This window comes from Escherichia sp. MOD1-EC6098 (genome assembly GCF_002965865.1).
GTDB lineage: Bacteria > Pseudomonadota > Gammaproteobacteria > Enterobacterales > Enterobacteriaceae > Escherichia > Escherichia marmotae.
This window is the reverse complement of record NZ_PTSN01000043.1, coordinates 1-14,807: the sequence shown is the minus strand read 5'-3', so window position 1 is coordinate 14,807 and position 14,807 is coordinate 1. Positions and strand designations below refer to the sequence as shown.

Genomic DNA, 14,807 nt, shown 5'->3' with positions numbered 1-14,807 from the left:
ATTTAGCAGTAAGCCGGTCATAAAACTGGTGGTTGTAAAAGAATTCGGTGGAGCGGTAGTTCAGTCGGTTAGAATACCTGCCTGTCACGCAGGGGGTCGCGGGTTCGAGTCCCGTCCGTTCCGCCACTTATTAAGAAGCCTCGAGTTAACGCTCGAGGTTTTTTTTCGTCTGCAATTTCATTATTGCCAGAATCGCAAAAATCCTCTGCATTTTACGCTCTTTTTCCGCAACAATCTGAAGTCCATAATCATCTCAGTTAACGAACATATCATTAAAAGAGGCATATTATGGCTATCCCTGCATTTGGTTTAGGTACTTTCCGTCTGAAGGATGACGTTGTTATTGCATCAGTAAAAACCGCGCTGGAACTTGGCTATCGCGCAATTGATACCGCACAAATCTATGATAACGAAGCTGCTGTAGGTCAGGCGATTGCAGAAAGCGGCATACCACGTAATGAACTCTATATCACCACTAAAATCTGGATTGAAAATCTCAGCAAAGACAAACTGATCCCGAGTTTGAAGGATAGTCTGCAAAAATTACGTACCGATTATGTCGATCTGACACTGATCCATTGGCCGTCACCAAATGATGCGGTATCAGTAGAAGAGTTTATGCAGGCGCTGCTGGAAGCGAAAAAACAAGGGCTGACGCGTGAGATCGGTATTTCCAACTTCACCATCCCGTTGATGGAAAAAGCGATTACTGCTGTTGGCGCTGGAAACATCGCCACCAACCAGATTGAGCTCTCTCCTTATCTGCAAAACCATAAAGTGGTCGATTGGGCTAAACAGCACGACATTCATATTACCTCCTACATGACGCTGGCTTATGGGAAGGCATTGAAAGATGAGGTTATTGCTCGTATCGCCGCGAAATACAATGCGACTCCGGCACAAGTGATTCTGGCATGGGCGATGGGGGAAGGTTACTCGGTTATTCCTTCTTCTACTAAACGCGAAAATCTGGAGAGTAACCTGCAGGCAGTAAATTTACAGCTTGATGCCGAAGACAAAAAAGCGATCGCCACGCTGGATTGCAACGACCGCCTCGTAAGTCCGGAAGGTCTGGCTCCTGAATGGGATTAAACTTCTCTGACAGCTCCTCCGGGAGCTGTTTTTATATGCTCACTAAGGAAATCGATAAAGGCTCGTATACGGGTGCTCACTGCACGGTCGCTGTAATAAACGGCGCTGAAAGGCATTTCCACTGGCAGTACTCTATCTGCCATTAACTCTACCAGTTCACCACGTGCAATTTCTTTGTCGATCATATAGTCAGACAAACACGCGATCCCGTTGCCACTCAGGCAAAGCTGTTTCAGCGTTTCCCCGCTATTGGATGACAAACCGTACTTCACCTCATGTAATTGCCCATCGCTACAGGCTATCGGCCAGGTATTGAGGGAGGCTGGTTCAGTGAATCCCAGGCAAACATGCTGCTTTAAATCGTCGATAGTTTCTGGCTTCCCGTGGCGGGCAATATAATCGGGGGAGGCGATAATTTTTCGATAGCTGTTAAACAACGGTCTGGCTCGGAGGCTGGAATCCGTTAATGCGCCGGCGCGAATCGCAACATCCACTTTTCTTTCGATCAAATTAATAATGGTTTCGGAGGAGACTAGCGATAAAGTAACTTCCGGATAGCGTTCACGAAATGGTTTAATCAACGGCATCAGAAAGTGCAATATCACGGGGGTCGCGGCATCGATTCGTAACAGTCCGCGTGGCGTATTATGTGTCTCCATGATTTCTGATTCTGCTGCGGCCATTTCCTGCAAAATCGACTGCACACGCCGAAAATAACGTTCCCCTTCCTCCGTCAGGCTAAGTTGCCGCGTGGTGCGATTAAGCAGGCTAACGCCAAGTTTCATCTCCAGCTTTTTCACCGCCCGGCTTACCGCAGAGTTCGCTTGTCCTAATTGTTCTGCCGCCCGGCTAAAACTTCCGCTTTCGACTACCGAAACAAAAATGGCGAGTTCTTCCGACGTGGCTTTCATTTTTGCTCCTGTTGCAAAATATAAAAGAGATTTTGAATTTATTTGTTATTAAACCATTCGGACAGGTGATAAGTCATCCGATTTAATGATCATCAATGATGAGCCAAATTCTGTCCGATGTAAGCACTTGCTTACATAACAATATACAATTGCTCGTTGAAAGAGTGAGCTAAAATCCCTATAACAGTAGAACCCTCCCGAGTGCGGAAGGGTTGACGTAATAGAGGTTTCAAAGTCAAAAGTGCGAAAAAACACCTATGCCATGCGCTATGTTGCCGGACAACCTGCGGAAAGGATCTTACCGCCAGGGTCTTTTGCGAGCATCGGCCAGGCATTACCCCCCGGAGAGCCGTTAAGTACCGAAGAGCGTATTCGGATCCTGGTGTGGAACATTTACAAACAGCAACGTGCTGAATGGTTGTCGGTACTGAAAAATTACGGCAAAGATGCGCATCTGGTGTTATTGCAGGAAGCGCAAACAACACCAGAGTTAGTGCAGTTTGCGACCGCTAACTATCTCGCCGCTGATCAGGTGCCTGCTTTCGTACTGCCACAACATCCTTCCGGTGTTATGACGCTTTCGGCGGCGCATCCTGTTTATTGCTGCCCGTTACGCGAACGAGAACCTATTTTGCGTCTGGCAAAGTCGGCGCTGGTGACGGTCTACCCATTGCCAGATACGCGTTTATTGATGGTGGTGAATATTCACGCCGTTAACTTCAGCCTGGGCGTGGATGTCTATAGTAAGCAGTTACTTCCTATTGGCGATCAGATAGCCCACCACAGCGGCCCGGTCATTATGGCGGGAGATTTCAATGCCTGGAGCCGTAGAAGGATGAATGCCTTATACCGCTTTGCGCGGGAAATGTCGCTGCGTCAGGTGCGTTTTACTGATGATCAACGCCGTCGGGCGTTTGGTCGTCCGCTCGACTTTGTTTTCTACCGTGGGCTGAATGTTAGTGAAGCTTCCGTACTGGTTACGCGCGCTTCCGATCACAATCCGCTACTCGTTGAATTCGGTCCCGGCAAGCCTGATAAATAAGGTATGTCAGGTCTGCCACAGGGCAGACCAATGTTTGGCGCTGCCCTTTAATACTCAAACAACTAAAGGACAGCGCAATGACAACACAATCCCACCATGACCATGTAGAAAAGCAGTTTAGCTCGCAGGCCAGTGAGTATTTAACCAGTACCGTGCATGCATCCGGGCGAGACTTGCAGCGTCTGGCTGCGCGTCTGGCCGGATATCCTGAAGCTTGCGTGCTTGATATGGGCTGTGGAGCAGGACATGCCAGCTTTGTCGCGGCGCAAAATGTGCAGGCGGTGGTGGCGTATGATTTATCTTCACAAATGCTGGATGTTGTTACACAAGCGGCCAATGCACGGCAACTGACAAATATCACTACTCGCAAGGGATATGCTGAATGCCTGCCATTTGCCGATCGCTCTTTTGATATTGTTATCAGTCGTTATTCTGCCCATCACTGGCATGATGTCGGTGCGGCACTGCGTGAAGTGAATCGGGTACTGAAGCCCGGTGGTCTGTTGATTGTGATGGATGTGATGTCACCGGGTCATTCGGTGCGCGATATTTGGTTACAGACGGTAGAAGCGTTACGTGATACTTCTCACGTGCGCAACTACTCCAGTGGCGAATGGTTGGCGTTAGTCAATGAAGCCAGTCTGGTTGTTGATAACTTGATCACCGATAAATTGCCGCTGGAATTTTCTTCGTGGGTCGCGAGAATGCGCACGCCAGAAGTATTAGCAGACGCTATTCGTGTTTACCAACAGAGCGCATCTACAGAGGTGAAAACGTATTTTGCCTTGCAGAATGATGGCTCTTTCACCAGTGATACTATTATGATTGAAGCTCATAAAGCGGCATAAATAAAAAAGGCACCGGGGGAATCGGTGCCTTTCTGTTATCTGGTTTGTCAGGAATCTGGCATGTTGTTGTTTTTTACAAACAACGTCAGCTTATCGCCTGGTTGCAGATTCGCAGTGTCGCTGTTCCAGCGCATCACATCTTTGATGTTCACGCCGTGACGCTTAGCAATGCTTGAAAGCGAATCGCCTTTGCGCACACGATACGTAATGCTATCGCTGTTGTTTGCCAGCCGCTGTGCGCTATTACCCGCGCCGATCGTCAGACTTTGGCCGGGTTTCAGCTTAGAACCGCGCAGATTGTTCCACTGCTGCAAATTCTTTGTGCTTACGCCGAGACGTGAAGCGATGCTTGAAAGCGTGTCGCCAGAGCGTACGGTGTAAACACGGCTGTTAAGTGGCGTATTGTCGGCAACCAGAGTTGATTGTACGGCAGCAATTTCGCCTGAAGCCAGAGATTCACGCAGTTGATCTGCATGTTTCTTTGGCACCATCACGTATTGCGGACCACTTGCGCCCAGCGTGGAACCTTTTACGCCAGCGTTGAATGTCTTCAGCTTGCTGACAGAAATTCCCGCCATATCTGCAACCTTCGCCATTTCAACTGGGCTACTCAGGTGTACACGCGCCAGAGCACGGCTTTCATCGGTCGTCGGTAGACGTACGCCATAACGCTTGCTGTTCTTGAGAATATCACTCAATGCCAGCATTTTAGGCACGTACTGCTTCGTTTCCTGTGGCAACGGTAACGACCAGAAGTCCGTGGATTTACCACGCGCTTTGTTCGTTTTTATTGCCTTCATGACTCGACCTTCGCCGCTGTTATAAGCCGCTACGGTCAGAAGCCAGTCGCCGTCAAACATTTTGTTCAGACGCTGCATCATGTTCAGTGCAGCCGTTGTTGAAGCAACAACATCGCGACGCGCATCATAATTGCGGGTCTGTTTCAAACCATAATTGCGCCCCGTGCTCGGAATGATCTGCCAGATGCCTGCGGCATTGGCGCCAGACGTTGCGTGAGGATCAAAAGCGCTCTCCACTATGGGTAGTAGTACCAGTTCCATAGGCATGTTACGTTTTTTAACTTGCCCGGCAATCCAGTACATATACGGCTCTGCCCGTAAAGTTACATCGTGGAGATAGCTCTTATTGCGTAAATATTTCTGTTTCTGTTCGCGAATCCGGTCATTTTCCGGAATTCCCATCTTTAGCTCGTCGCCTATGAAAGCCCACAAGTCACCATCTGGCGCGATAGACGTCCCATCGTCCATCCATCGTGCCTGACTTGTAAACTTTGCTGCTTCCCCTTGACCAGCTGCAGAAAGGCTCTGTGCGTGCTGTTGAACGTTACCGGTACTCTGGCAACCTACGAGCAGGACAGAGGCGAGTAATATCGCTTTTGCCTTCATGTGTGTGTCAATAGTTGCTTAAAAGACGACCGATCATAACGGCGAACGAAGCCAATGACAAGAAAGTTTTATCAGAACCTATCTTTCTTTGACCTTAACCATGCAAAACGCTCTTCAGGTTGTTGCAATAATGTTTCTTTATTAATTACATTAATTAAATCAATATCTTCTGTTCTCAAAAAAACATTAATTTGTCGCTCATTTTTCAGAATTACGGGGAGTGTTATTTGATTTTTTGCCCGTAACTCCTTAACTTTACGATAATAATCATTTATGGACAAATCGTGCGGAAGAATACTCAAGGCAAACTTCATATTTGATAAAGTATATTCATGAGCACAACACACCAATGTATCATCAGGAAGTTCACTTAGTTTCTTAAGTGATTGATACATCTGTGGTGGAGTACCTTCAAATATCCTCCCGCATCCTCCAGAAAACAAAGTATCGCCGCAAAATAGATAAGGATTGCTGAAGTAACAGATATGTCCTAAAGTGTGACCTGGTGTAGCAATTACACTAAATTCATGTCCTAAAACGAAGGCAGTATCGCCATCTTTGACTACCTGCGTTGTTCCCTTATCTTGTGTCTCTTCGGGTCCATACACCACAATTTGCGGATACTTTTCTACCAGTTCTTTTACACCGCCAACGTGATCGTGGTGATGGTGAGTGAGGAAAATCGCTACTGGTTGCCAGTTGTTATCTGAAATCGCCTTTAATACAGGTTCTGCCTCTCCCGGATCGACAATCAGGCAACGACCTGCTTCATCAGATAAAACCCAGATGTAATTGTCATCAAAGGCGGAAATACTGTTAAGATTCATAGATTACCTCTCAGTGCGAAACGGAAGGTTGTGATGAAACCGGCAAGGAACCCTCAAACTGTCGTGGCTCCTGATTGCTGGGGCGATTTGCCCTGGGGAGAGCTTTATCGCAAGGCGCTGGAGCGTCAGCTCAACCCATGGTTCGCTAAAATGTATGGTTTTCATCTGCTTAAGATTGGCAATTTAAGCGCAGAAATCAATTGCGAAGCGTGCGCGGTTTCTCATCAAGTGAATGTTTCTGCACAAGGAACGCCCGTACAAGTGCAGGCGGATCCGCTTCATCTTCCTTTTGCCGATAAATCCGTCGATGTTTGTCTACTGGCGCATACGTTGCCGTGGTGCACTGACCCGCATCGTTTATTACGCGAAGCCGATAGGGTATTGATTGATGATGGTTGGCTGGTTATTACTGGCTTCAATCCCATCAGTTTAATGGGATTACGTAAACTTGTGCCGGTATTGCGAAAAACATCGCCCTATAATAGCCGGATGTTTACCCTGATGCGGCAACTGGACTGGCTTTCTTTGTTGAATTTTGAAGTAGTGCATGCCAGCCGTTTCCATGTTCTCCCGTGGAACAAATATGGTGGAAAACTATTGAGCACGCATATTCCTGCGCTTGGTTGCTTACAACTTATTGTTGCCCGGAAACGGACTATTCCTCTAACGCTCAACCCGATGAAACAGAGCAAAAACAAACCGCGAATTCGCCAGGCGGTTGGTGCCACCCGGCAATTTCGTAAGCCGCAGGCTTAAACTTCGGCTTGATAGCCCGTATCTTCCAGCGTGGGATTCATCGCTGCTGCGCGAGCCAGTTCATCGCAACGTTCGTTTTCCGGATGCCCGGCATGGCCTTTAACCCATTCCCATTTGATTTGATGCTGACCCAACGCGGCATCGAGACGTTGCCAGAGATCGACATTTTTTACCGGTTTTTTGTCTGCGGTTTTCCAGCCCCGTTTTTTCCAGTTATGGATCCACTGGGTGATCCCCTGGCGGACATACTGGCTGTCGGTACTCAAAATGACTTCGCAATGTTCTTTTAACGCTTCCAGCGCGACAATAGCAGCCATCAACTCCATACGGTTGTTGGTGGTGCGGGTGTAGCCTGCGCTAAAGGTTTTTTCGCGTCCGCGATAGCGTAAAATAGCGCCATAACCACCCGGCCCGGGATTACCCAGACACGAACCATCGGTGAAAATTTCTACCTGTTTAAGCATCTCTGGTAGACTTCCTGTAATTGAATCGAACTGTAAAAAGACAAGTCTGACATAAATGACCGCTATGAGCACTGCAATTACACGCCAGATCGTTCTCGATACCGAAACCACCGGTATGAACCAGATTGGCGCGCACTATGAAGGCCACAAGATTATTGAGATTGGTGCCGTTGAAGTGGTGAACCGTCGTCTGACGGGCAATAACTTCCACGTTTATCTGAAGCCCGATCGGCTGGTAGACCCGGAAGCCTTTGGCGTACACGGTATTGCCGATGAATTTTTGCTTGATAAGCCCACGTTTGCCGACGTAGCTGATGAGTTTATGGACTATATCCGCGGCGCGGAGCTGGTGATCCATAACGCAGCGTTCGATATCGGCTTTATGGACTACGAGTTTTCGCTGCTCAAGCGCGATATTCCAAAGACCAATACCTTCTGTAAGGTAACCGATAGCCTTGCGGTAGCGAGGAAAATGTTTCCTGGCAAGCGCAACAGCCTCGATGCGTTATGCGCTCGCTATGAAATAGATAACAGTAAGCGTACGCTGCACGGGGCATTACTCGATGCTCAGATCCTGGCGGAAGTTTATCTGGCGATGACCGGTGGTCAAACGTCGATGGCTTTTGCGATGGAAGGAGAGACACAGCAGCAACAAGGCGAAGCGACAATTCAGCGTATTGTGCGCCAGGCAAGTAAGTTACGCGTTGTTTTTGCGACAGATGAAGAGCTTGCAGCGCATGAAGCCCGTCTTGATCTGGTGCAGAAGAAGGGCGGAAGCTGCCTCTGGCGGGCATAATTATCCGTTGAAGGCGCTAAAAATAGCACGTTGGGCGATTTTTGCAGCAAACGATTCAAAAGATGAGAAAAACCGTTGACGAAGAACGAGGCAGTCCGTAATATTCGCCTCGTTCCCAACGGAACACAACGCGGAGCGGTAGTTCAGTCGGTTAGAATACCTGCCTGTCACGCAGGGGGTCGCGGGTTCGAGTCCCGTCCGTTCCGCCAGTATTCAGAAAGCCCGAATCAGTAATGATTCGGGCTTTCGTCGTTTTGGACGCTGAGGGAATTTGTTGCCCCAGAATTAAAACGGATATGATTTAAAAAATGGCCACATAATATAATGGCCAGCCGTTATACATTCCGTCCATTTCTGTTATTCCAGCGCATCCCATTTCTCCAGCAGTTCTGCTGGAATTTCATTTATTACCTCCGAGAAGCGTTTTCCAATCAGCCGTTCCGCCTGGCGCAGCAAGGGAATAGTCGGGCTGCTCGGTTCGCTGTGCTCAAACCATCGACGTATAACTCGTAAACGTTCCAGCGCGTCGTTCCGGTCACGGATCTGCCGGGGTTCTGCGCCGGGCAGCGGAGATATTCCCACCGCAGTATGTACCGGTGGCACAACGTGCTCTGCCTGTATCTGTTCAGTATGATCGATGGCGGCGTTCTCCGGCTGTTCAGCCTGCGGTTGCGGCGGGATCTCCGGCGTGGTGCTCTGCACCGCTCCTGGCAATAGGGCCAGCAATTGTGTAAGACGCGAAAAGTCCGGGGCATGATCATTCAGCGTTGCACGCGCATGACATTGCAGGCGCTCTGTGGTTTCCGAGGCCTGGCGAAAGGCATCCAGCGGCAGTGCGCCTTGAGCTTCCAGATCGGCCAGTTGCTGGCGTACTGATTCTGGTGCCAGCGCATCCGTCGGGCGTGATGCAGACAGCGAACGCTCCACATCCCGTACCTGAAGGCGCATAGCAGCATTGTTTGACAGCATAATGCCACGAATATCCGCCATTACTCCTTCGTGGTCCAGCAGCGCCGACAGCGCGTTACTGCGTGCTACTGTAGCATCTTCGGCGGTGATATCTTCAGTCGCGAGCAGTTGTGGATGGATGGTGTCCGGGTACGTGGCGCACAGCATTTCCAGTAAGGTAAATGCCTCCGCCAGCCCTCTGGCACCGGCCTGCTGGATACGGCAGCGCAGCAGGACAACCAGAATACGGATATCTTTACTGCGCGTCAGCAGGCGGCGGGCATCCCGCTCAAGCTCCGCCCAGTTAATGGTTTCCGGCGTACTGACAAAATCGCCGTATTGCGCTTCTTCACGCGGCGTTGCGCGGGTGAACAGCAGCAGGTATTCAGGATCGTACTCCAGATCCGGGCCACATGGGCATTCAGCCGAAACAGGGTCAGCCAGAGATGTTTCCATTAAATTATCCTCAGTACGCCAGATAGTGTTCAGGTTCGAAAATCATGCCCGTCACCGGGTTATCATGCATGGCCTTTCCAGCCCAGGCAGTCCAGCCAAGCTGGTATGGGCCGCCTGTAACAACCGGAGGTGCAGTGTGTGGTTTAAGCTGTAGCTCAATTTCCCAGCAGTATTCAAAACCGGTGAAGGCGCGAACCAGTTCCGTCAGCACCGGCAAATTATTGCCGCCAGGCAGAAAACGTTGGTAATCCTCTAGTGTCAGCGGACCAATGACCAGCCGAAACTTATACTGCATGTCCGGTACGGCCTGTCCTATGAGTGCGCCGTTGCCAATAACGGAAGAGGGGGCAGGAATGCCCAGTCGGGTGATCTCGTCATTTGCTACGGCTATCCAGTGCAAAACGTACTCCTGTACCCGGAATGGCACGCCGAAATAGTGCGCCAGCGTGGCTGCCAGTCCGTCCGGATTGCGGGATTCACGCACCAGATGAGCCGATGCCGCAAGGCGAACGTGATCCGGCAACGGGCTGTCGGCGCATTCCCGCAAATCCTGTCCGCTGAGACTGGCGATATAAAAGGCAAAGCGGTCATGTTGCGGATTATCCAGACCGCCCCCGGCGGACTGAGCGCTGCGCCATGCCTGGTAAAATTGCGTCAGCCAGCGGTGATGAAAAAGATCGGAAAAACGAGTTAGTGTCGGATCGCGGCGGCTTTCGGTCCGGTTATGTGCCAGTTCTGTGTAGTGCAGCGGTAGCGGGCCGTTCGGCCCCCACAGCCCGAGGCTGTAAAGGCTGATGTTCAGTCGTCCTTCCTGCCAGCTCACACTGGCGATTTCCCTTGGTGCAAAGGTCAGCGCAGGTGTTTGTCCCAGGCGAAATTTTTCCATCCTCGGTTGCCATGTGCCGCCAGCCGGGACGGTGCACAACTGCACATCAACGCGACGCATCAGGTTCAGAAAACCGTAACGCCAGGGAGTTTCCTGCGCCTGCGTGAAATTGCCGCTCATATGCTTCCCCGCTGTCCAGCCCTGACCGGCCAGGTCATAATTCTGCCGCGCTGCATGCTGTGTAGCGTCATTTGCGAGAAGGTGTTAATGGAAACATGACGGGCGATATAATGCTCCAGCACCAGACCGAACAGATATGGACTGATACCCGAGAAGCCTTCTTCATCCACGGTCAGTTCACAACTGACGCCTCGACCATAGACCAGCAAACCGGAACCTGGCAGACGACGTGTGACCGGTGTCGTTTTGCAGCCAACCAGACTACGCACCTGACGCGACAGCGGACTGTCATGCGCCGGAATAAACAGGCTCAGCAGATCGCGCAACGCCTGGCCGCCGGTGCGGTGATCCAGATCGGCCAGTGGCAGATAATTAAAAGATAACTGGCGGATCAACCGCCAGGCCATTTCACGTTCAGCCAGCGGGGGCTGCGGCGGTCGCGGTGGACGGATAAGCCCGACGCCCGCCACCGGGATTGCCGCATCCACGGTCAGGTCGTTCCGGCCATTGCGTGTAATAAGACAGGGGAGATCGCGGTTGGTTATCATGGCCGTGATGGTGATATGGCGCAGATTTTCCGGGTACGGCGCTTCATACTGATCAACCAGTGACAGGAACACTTCCGAACCCGTATAGGGGGTTCGGGTGCCGTAGCGGCGGGCGTTTTCTGATAAGCGGCGCGGTTCCCGGCGCAGGGAAAAATAACGCCCGTGGTTGCCTTCATCGTTATTGCGCGTGTGGTAGAGCGGGCGAAAGGCTATCTTCCGTGTGGTGTCAGTTTCCAGCCCTTCCACTTCCTGAACCGAGAACACCTCATAATCCAGTGGATGGGTTCTGTCTACTACCAGATGCTGCTCCGTCGTGCTGTGCGTGACGTCGATCCGGGCGGTGACTCGGGGGAACAGGTTGACAACCGGGGTACAGAATAGACTGAGCTGTGTGGCATCCGTCTGGTGGGTAAGCCAGTCCGGCGGCAGGCGGTTCAGCAAAATGACGATTTCCGCCACGCCGCCGTGAATTTTCTGTAGCCCGGCAGACAGTCCCGTTGGTGTGAAAAAATAAAATCGCTCCGGGCAGGCGAAATATTCATGCAACAGGTTATGGCCGTGGAATACGTTCCACGCCAGCGGCAGTAGTCCCTGATCCGGCTCCAGACCCTCATACATGACGGGCTGTTTCAGGTTCACATCCAACATGCCGTCAAAATGGCCCGGAACGCCAACCAGTGTGGCGATAGCGCTGGTATGCAGCAGTTCGAACAGGTGTGAGGCCGTGCGTTCCTCGCCGCAGAGATAAAGCGGCAGCCTGTCCAGCCCGGCAAGCTGGCTGAAAGTCAGTTCACCGAAGGTGCGCAAGGTAATACGCAGCGCGCCAGCAACGTGAATGTTAGCAGGCAGGTAGCGGTGCAGGGCGGGCATATCTGGCGGTGCGGCGGTCAGATGTGCTTCTTCGATGGCAAGTGGCCACAGTGTCACATCCTGGCTGCTGCGAAACTGACAGGCGGTGCTTTCACCTTCCGGGATGGCGGAAAAAAAGGCAGTGCTGCGCGGTACGGTGAACCCCTTTGCCAGATCACCTTCTTCCGGGTCGGGATGGAGTTGCGCCACACTCATTGAGGGCGTGGGGGTAACGTAATTAGGGCTGACGACCTCCAACAGACGCTGGGTGAATCGGGGGAATTCAGCATCAATTTTAAGCTGCGTGCGGGCGGTCAGGAAGCTGAAGGCCTCGACCATCCTTTCTACATACGGATCGGCAATATCCGTTCCATGCATACCCAGCCGGGCGGCGACTTTAGGATGACGGGCGGCAAATTCGGCTCCCGTTTCCCGCAGATAGCTCAGTTCGCGGTTGTAGTATTCCAGTAGCCGTGGATCCATCGGTCACCTTCTGTATTAAAAAAATGTAATGTGGCTCTGTTCCATATCCAGCACGCTGCGTACCCGAAATGCTGTAGGGTACGGCTGCGTGAGGATTTCGCCGCGAATTTCAAACTGTAATGTGTTATGACCGCTCTGGCGGCGCTCATCCTGGAGCGGGATGATTTGCAGAGTGGATGCTTTCAGGCGGGGTTCAAACCGAATGATGGTACGTAAAATGGCCCTGCGGATATCGTCCCATTTGTGTTCATACAGAAAGCTGCCAGCCAGCGGCGGCAGACCGTAGTTCAGTACGGAAGCCGCAGCCTGCGGGTAACGCGCGGCATCAATATTATCTTCATGACTGACCGTGTTGAGCAAAAATGACAAATCCCTACGGATGATCTCCCTGAGCTGTACCGGACTGACGCTGATATCGTGGTCGCGCTTCTGCTGTGGAGCATCGTCACACAGTCGATCAAACAATGTAGGCATCAGGTGGTTGCTATGGCGCAGGCGAAAGTCGCTCATGCGTCACTACCTTCGGGCGCATTAAAGGTACAGGCGGTCATATCCAGCAGGCTAATATCGCCGTGACTGGTGAGCCACATTTTTTGTCCCAGTGCCGTAACCAGGGTATCTCCTGGCCCGTCCTGCCAGACGGTTTCCCGGCAAAGGCGTAAGGTGTCAGAAGCACTTTCAGAACCGCTGTAGCGGGAAAACAGCCAGGCGCTGTGCGTGTCACCGTTATGCAGGGTGATGTTGACGGGTTTCCAGAGCAAATCGGTCAGATGCACGGGCCGTGGCGATTTCAGCGAACGAATTTGTGAAAATGGCAGCCAGATATATACACCGCCCGCGATCAGTTCGAGTACCGGGCCGGTACGGGAATCACTGTCACTAATCCAGTCAAATTTACCGCCATTCCACTGCCCGGTAGTGTCTGTGATGGCCTCAAGTGCGCGGTTGCGGTGGACATCAGCTTCCTGCGCTTCACCACGGGTGTTACCGGTGAGGGCGGCCAGCAAATTCTCCATCCACGCGGGCGGGGAGAGAATAAAACCGGGACGCTGTTCCCCCTGAAAGCAGGTGTGGCGGTATATCTCACAGCGGATCAGCTCCCCAAATATCTGAGCCTCTCGGGTATAATTAGCGTCTATTCGGGCGCAAAGCTGAATTTGTTGTAGCGCCCGCGACCAACAGCCTGTCACGCACAATAACTGAAACAGATTGTGCCGATGTGAAGCCAACGTCGGCTGCTTCTTTACCTGTTGCTCCGCTATCTGAATTCCTTCCGCTACAGAATAATCCCGCAACAGCGCCGACAACATCGCCGGTAGCACGTTATTATTTGTCATGATAAATATCTCCGTGTTGTACCGGGGTGACCCGGTAATGACTGTCAATGCCGATGATGCGGTGCTCACGTTGTGTCAGGTCGGGTAGAATGGCGTTATGTATCGTTTCCTGTGCATATTCCGGGGAAAGCAGATGCAGGATATCGGGGAGAATCGTTTCGACAGGCCAGGTGGTTTCTTCTTCGCCGGTGGTATCCAGCACATCGAGAATCGCGTCAATACTTAGCCCACCAGTGACTATATCCTGCAATGTATCAGTTTCAGAGGTCAGGCTGCATAAGGAGGTCAGATCCTGTGTGACTGCCTCTTCGTACAGGGGAAAAGGATCAACATGGTGATGAATATCCTGTTCGGGGGACGACAACGCCTGGCGGTATTCTTGATAAAGAAGGGGGAGTGGGTTATCTGTTTCTGGGGCAACTTCTGTGGTGACTGCGCCGTGGATCGGAATGATATCGAACGGGTTTTGCGGTTGTGTTTGCTGTTGTCGAAACCAGTCGAGATCGAGATACTCAATCATTGTTTTTGGTGAAGCGGTAATCTGCGCTGTCGTCTTTTCCACGTGTAAAGCCGTGGATGGTAGGTTACCGCGCACAAGACACCATGAAGATAATCCCCATTCAATCAAGTCTCCTTCGTTCAGGCGCATACGGTGATGCGGCTCGACAATCTGATCATTTACCGTGCAACAATATTCATCAGACTGATTAATTATCCACCATGCCTCTTCGTGGCGGGTCAGACTGAGGGCAATCTTTACATCATCATTTGCCTCAAAAACAGGGATCCAGGGAGTGGTAACGGTGAAGATAATTTGGGTTCCTGCAGTCGCATAAATTGTGTTATCGGAGATCCCATGCGCCTGTATTTTTTGTAGTCCCCAGGTAATATTTTGTTTCATTGCATATCACTGTGTAGAGTGTTTTTTTCAACAGAATAATTAATTAAAATTTTTAGATAAGCAATACTGATCAATTTGCTTTATCAATATTAGTCTTCGCGGAAATATATAGTGGTGATTTTTAGTGTAATATATTC

15 protein-coding genes and 2 tRNA genes are annotated in these 14,807 nt (G+C 51.0%); 7 read left to right on the top strand and 10 right to left on the bottom strand.

Annotated elements, in window-relative coordinates; all coding sequences use genetic code 11:
* Nucleotides 1-49 precede the first annotated feature (49 nt).
* A tRNA-Asp gene (locus tag C0K55_RS24925) sits at nucleotides 50-126 on the top strand.
* 162 nt (nucleotides 127-288) lie between these two features.
* A complete protein-coding gene (dkgB, locus tag C0K55_RS24920) occupies nucleotides 289-1,092 on the top strand; it encodes a 2,5-didehydrogluconate reductase DkgB (protein ID WP_105266900.1) in 804 nt (267 codons plus the stop codon).
* Here dkgB and yafC read toward each other — a convergent pair.
* Nucleotides 1,089-2,003, bottom strand: a complete 915-nt coding sequence (yafC, locus tag C0K55_RS24915; protein WP_105266901.1) for a DNA-binding transcriptional regulator YafC — start codon at nucleotides 2,001-2,003, stop codon at nucleotides 1,089-1,091. The genes dkgB and yafC overlap by 4 nt on opposite strands.
* 241 nt (nucleotides 2,004-2,244) lie before the next feature.
* Here yafC and C0K55_RS24910 point away from each other — a divergent pair, with 241 nt between their 5' ends.
* Together C0K55_RS24910 and C0K55_RS24905 are read left to right on the top strand one after the other, a co-directional pair.
* Entirely contained in the window at nucleotides 2,245-3,045 is an 801-nt protein-coding gene (locus C0K55_RS24910) for an endonuclease/exonuclease/phosphatase family protein (protein ID WP_001230982.1), read from the top strand.
* Nucleotides 3,046-3,122: 77 nt separating this feature from the next.
* On the top strand, nucleotides 3,123-3,893 hold the full coding sequence (locus tag C0K55_RS24905) for a class I SAM-dependent methyltransferase (protein ID WP_000211694.1): 771 nt from the start codon (nucleotides 3,123-3,125) through the stop codon (nucleotides 3,891-3,893).
* 47 nt (nucleotides 3,894-3,940) lie between these two features.
* Here the strand turns inward: C0K55_RS24905 and mltD are convergent, their stop codons facing one another.
* Both mltD and gloB read right to left on the bottom strand, forming a co-directional pair.
* The gene (mltD, locus tag C0K55_RS24900; RefSeq protein WP_000644687.1) at nucleotides 3,941-5,299 is read right to left on the bottom strand and encodes a murein transglycosylase D; all 1,359 of its coding nucleotides are present in this window, start codon (nucleotides 5,297-5,299) and stop codon (nucleotides 3,941-3,943) included.
* Nucleotides 5,300-5,370: 71 nt separating this feature from the next.
* Nucleotides 5,371-6,126 carry a hydroxyacylglutathione hydrolase gene (gloB, locus tag C0K55_RS24895; protein ID WP_001515750.1) on the bottom strand — a complete coding sequence of 252 codons (756 nt, stop codon included), beginning with the start codon at nucleotides 6,124-6,126 and terminating at the stop codon, nucleotides 5,371-5,373.
* Nucleotides 6,127-6,159: 33 nt separating this feature from the next.
* On the opposite strand from gloB, the gene C0K55_RS24890 reads away from it, so the two are divergent.
* Complete coding sequence (locus C0K55_RS24890; RefSeq protein WP_001515751.1) at nucleotides 6,160-6,882, top strand: class I SAM-dependent methyltransferase; 723 nt, start codon at nucleotides 6,160-6,162, stop codon at nucleotides 6,880-6,882.
* Here the strand turns inward: C0K55_RS24890 and rnhA are convergent.
* Nucleotides 6,879-7,346 (bottom strand): ribonuclease HI, encoded by a 468-nt coding sequence (gene rnhA / locus C0K55_RS24885; RefSeq protein ID WP_000917882.1) that lies wholly within the window; start codon nucleotides 7,344-7,346, stop codon nucleotides 6,879-6,881. The genes C0K55_RS24890 and rnhA overlap by 4 nt on opposite strands.
* Before the next feature lie 64 nt (nucleotides 7,347-7,410).
* On the opposite strand from rnhA, the gene dnaQ reads away from it, so the two are divergent.
* Complete coding sequence (dnaQ, locus tag C0K55_RS24880; protein ID WP_010379295.1) at nucleotides 7,411-8,142, top strand: DNA polymerase III subunit epsilon; 732 nt, start codon at nucleotides 7,411-7,413, stop codon at nucleotides 8,140-8,142.
* Between the two features lie 132 nt (nucleotides 8,143-8,274).
* Nucleotides 8,275-8,351, top strand: a tRNA-Asp gene (locus C0K55_RS24875).
* A 148-nt stretch (nucleotides 8,352-8,499) separates the two neighbouring features.
* Here the strand turns inward: C0K55_RS24875 and C0K55_RS24870 are convergent.
* From C0K55_RS24870 to tagK, 6 genes are read right to left on the bottom strand one after another with little or no spacing between them, the layout of a single operon-like run.
* On the bottom strand, nucleotides 8,500-9,546 hold the full coding sequence (locus tag C0K55_RS24870) for a type VI secretion system protein TssA (protein WP_000450215.1): 1,047 nt from the start codon (nucleotides 9,544-9,546) through the stop codon (nucleotides 8,500-8,502).
* A gap of 10 nt (nucleotides 9,547-9,556) precedes the next feature.
* A complete protein-coding gene (tssG, locus tag C0K55_RS24865) occupies nucleotides 9,557-10,552 on the bottom strand; it encodes a type VI secretion system baseplate subunit TssG (protein ID WP_016262898.1) in 996 nt (331 codons plus the stop codon).
* Complete coding sequence (gene tssF, locus C0K55_RS24860) at nucleotides 10,549-12,432, bottom strand: type VI secretion system baseplate subunit TssF (RefSeq protein ID WP_105266902.1); 1,884 nt, start codon at nucleotides 12,430-12,432, stop codon at nucleotides 10,549-10,551. Before tssF ends, tssG begins: the two co-directional genes overlap by 4 nt.
* A 15-nt stretch (nucleotides 12,433-12,447) precedes the next feature.
* Entirely contained in the window at nucleotides 12,448-12,942 is a 495-nt protein-coding gene (gene tssE, locus C0K55_RS24855; RefSeq protein WP_001515754.1) for a type VI secretion system baseplate subunit TssE, read from the bottom strand.
* Entirely contained in the window at nucleotides 12,939-13,769 is an 831-nt protein-coding gene (locus C0K55_RS24850) for a type VI secretion system accessory protein TagJ (RefSeq protein WP_000183894.1), read from the bottom strand. Before C0K55_RS24850 ends, tssE begins: the two co-directional genes overlap by 4 nt.
* Nucleotides 13,759-14,670 (bottom strand): type VI secretion system-associated protein TagK, encoded by a 912-nt coding sequence (gene tagK / locus C0K55_RS24845; protein ID WP_000812393.1) that lies wholly within the window; start codon nucleotides 14,668-14,670, stop codon nucleotides 13,759-13,761. The genes C0K55_RS24850 and tagK overlap by 11 nt, the downstream gene beginning before the upstream one ends.
* Nucleotides 14,671-14,807 lie beyond the last annotated feature (137 nt).

What these genes read in the sequence shown, in the direction of transcription:
- dkgB (WP_105266900.1), top strand. Translation starts at nt 289, where the DNA reads ATGGCTATCCCTGCATTTGGTTTAGGTACTTTCCGTCTGAAGGATGAC.
- yafC (WP_105266901.1), bottom strand. Translation starts at nt 2,003, where the DNA reads ATGAAAGCCACGTCGGAAGAACTCGCCATTTTTGTTTCGGTAGTCGAA.
- C0K55_RS24905 (WP_000211694.1), top strand. Translation starts at nt 3,123, where the DNA reads ATGACAACACAATCCCACCATGACCATGTAGAAAAGCAGTTTAGCTCG.
- mltD (WP_000644687.1), bottom strand. Translation starts at nt 5,299, where the DNA reads ATGAAGGCAAAAGCGATATTACTCGCCTCTGTCCTGCTCGTAGGTTGC.
- gloB (WP_001515750.1), bottom strand. Translation starts at nt 6,126, where the DNA reads ATGAATCTTAACAGTATTTCCGCCTTTGATGACAATTACATCTGGGTT.
- C0K55_RS24890 (WP_001515751.1), top strand. Translation starts at nt 6,160, where the DNA reads ATGAAACCGGCAAGGAACCCTCAAACTGTCGTGGCTCCTGATTGCTGG.
- rnhA (WP_000917882.1), bottom strand. Translation starts at nt 7,346, where the DNA reads ATGCTTAAACAGGTAGAAATTTTCACCGATGGTTCGTGTCTGGGTAAT.
- dnaQ (WP_010379295.1), top strand. Translation starts at nt 7,411, where the DNA reads ATGAGCACTGCAATTACACGCCAGATCGTTCTCGATACCGAAACCACC.
- C0K55_RS24870 (WP_000450215.1), bottom strand. Translation starts at nt 9,546, where the DNA reads ATGGAAACATCTCTGGCTGACCCTGTTTCGGCTGAATGCCCATGTGGC.
- tssG (WP_016262898.1), bottom strand. Translation starts at nt 10,552, where the DNA reads ATGAGCGGCAATTTCACGCAGGCGCAGGAAACTCCCTGGCGTTACGGT.
- tssF (WP_105266902.1), bottom strand. Translation starts at nt 12,432, where the DNA reads ATGGATCCACGGCTACTGGAATACTACAACCGCGAACTGAGCTATCTG.
- tssE (WP_001515754.1), bottom strand. Translation starts at nt 12,942, where the DNA reads ATGAGCGACTTTCGCCTGCGCCATAGCAACCACCTGATGCCTACATTG.
- C0K55_RS24850 (WP_000183894.1), bottom strand. Translation starts at nt 13,769, where the DNA reads ATGACAAATAATAACGTGCTACCGGCGATGTTGTCGGCGCTGTTGCGG.
- tagK (WP_000812393.1), bottom strand. Translation starts at nt 14,670, where the DNA reads ATGAAACAAAATATTACCTGGGGACTACAAAAAATACAGGCGCATGGG.